The sequence below is a fragment of the Fodinicola feengrottensis genome, assembly GCF_039530045.1.
Lineage (GTDB): Bacteria > Actinomycetota > Actinomycetes > Mycobacteriales > HKI-0501 > Fodinicola > Fodinicola feengrottensis.
Genome location: NZ_BAAANY010000067.1, coordinates 1 through 1,593, shown reverse-complemented (window position 1 = coordinate 1,593; position 1,593 = coordinate 1). Strand labels below are relative to the sequence as shown.

At 62.6% G+C, this 1,593-nt stretch carries 3 protein-coding genes; 1 reads left to right on the top strand and 2 read right to left on the bottom strand.

Annotated elements, in window-relative coordinates; all coding sequences use genetic code 11:
• The first annotated feature begins 213 nt into the window (after window positions 1-213).
• Entirely contained in the window at window positions 214-657 is a 444-nt protein-coding gene (locus ABD301_RS42180) for a hypothetical protein (RefSeq protein ID WP_279580497.1), read from the top strand.
• Between the two features lie 135 nt (window positions 658-792).
• Here ABD301_RS42180 and ABD301_RS42175 read toward each other — a convergent pair whose 3' ends face one another.
• The gene (locus tag ABD301_RS42175; RefSeq protein ID WP_163567021.1) at window positions 793-1,089 is read right to left on the bottom strand and encodes a hypothetical protein; all 297 of its coding nucleotides are present in this window, start codon (window positions 1,087-1,089) and stop codon (window positions 793-795) included.
• Between the two features lie 63 nt (window positions 1,090-1,152).
• Entirely contained in the window at window positions 1,153-1,434 is a 282-nt protein-coding gene (locus ABD301_RS42170) for a hypothetical protein (RefSeq protein WP_344315611.1), read from the bottom strand.
• Window positions 1,435-1,593 lie beyond the last annotated feature (159 nt).

The window sequence follows — 1,593 nt, the reverse complement described above, 5'->3', positions numbered from 1 at the left end:
GGACGCCCCCGCCGAGGGCCGCGAACACGACCTGAGGTGCGATGGCGCGCAAGCGTGCCAGGCGGTTGAGTGCAGCCACGCTGGCGGGCGCGGCCTTGGTGACGCATTTGCCTGGACCATCTCTGGGCAGTTGTGGGGTAGGCCGTCCGCCGCTACGAGTATCGTGTACAACGTCTGCGACACTCATGCATCGTTGACGATCAAGAGGCGGCAATGGGTATCAGGCAGTTGGCAGCCACCATGTTATGCGTCGGAACCGGGTTGGCGGCATGGGTGACGCCTGCTGCCGCCGCACCGACCGTGTCGATCCCGCTTGTCGGGCTGACGGTGACCCCGGCCACGGCCGTGGTCGGTGATCAGGTCACGGTGGCGGCAACGCTCACCAACAACACCTCCGCGACGGTGTCGGCGGCACTGGGTATTGAGAATCCTCAGTACGCGTCGCAGAAGATCACCGGGGTGGGTGGAAGCGGGTGCGCCCGACGCAACCTCCAACGCCTCATCTATTGCGGCAACTCGTTATTGGCCCCCGGCGCCACCGCGAGCATCATCGTGACTCTGGTGACCACTGCCGCCGGAACCGACAACTTCACAGCCTATGGGCGCATTACCAACACCAACGACGTCTACGCGTACGCCACACTCAGCACTTCCTGAACGTCTGGGCGCGCGAGACCAGCTAACGGGCGGGTCCGCAGACGCGCGACCTCGAATCGGCCACGCCGACATCAAAAACCGGCCGCGGCGGCGCAGCGAGGCTGGTATTGATCTCAAGATGCGGCACGTGGAGACTTAACAATAATGTGTCAGGTACGCCAGCCAGGGGGAGCGGTCGACCACCGATACTGGGGCAAGCAGTCCGGTGCGCTGGTCCGCGATGCAGGTCCCGTGGACCTGCCCGTCCTGGTTCCATTGATAGTCTTGGCCCCAGCCGTTGGGGTCGCAGTTGGTGGCTACCCACCACGAATTTCCGTTGTCGTCCACCTGCTGATGCACACCGCAGGTGTCCGCCGGTGCCGCCGATGCTGGCACGGTAGGTCCGACGAGCGCGACGGCCGCGACTGTCATCGCGATCAACAATTTACGCACGAGTTTCCCATCACTGGTTCCGTTCTCGGATTTCGAGAAATAATGACGAATGGCAAGGTGGGGTTAAGCAGGATAACGGATATAGAGCCACCATTCGCCAGAATTGACCACGTCGCAGGCGTAGCCAATGGCGGCCGGGTCATGGCGGACCAGGTCTGCTCCATCGGTGGCACACCGATTGTGGTCGAAATAGCTGCCTTCGAACTCACAGCCAGCGAACGGCTGGCCTGGGTCCAACGAGTTGAAACAGATACCGTCTGCCGCGGCCGGCGTCAGCGGCGTGAGCAGAGCACCGCACGTCACCACGCCAACAACCAAGCTAGCCAACCAACGTCTCGGGATCAATTCGAACTCCTTCGTCAGGGTCCAGCCGTGAGGTCAGTAGATCGTGAGGCTGATGATGATGGCGTCAGGCGGAAGGCTACCGGACTCGTTCCGGCCGAACACGACCGGCGGCGGGCAGCGGTCCGGGAGGATATACGTGAACGTGCCATAGTTGTTTTC

Excerpts from the sequence above, each read along its gene's own strand:
- ABD301_RS42180 (WP_279580497.1), top strand. The coding sequence starts at position 214 with ATGGGTATCAGGCAGTTGGCAGCCACCATGTTATGCGTCGGAACCGGG.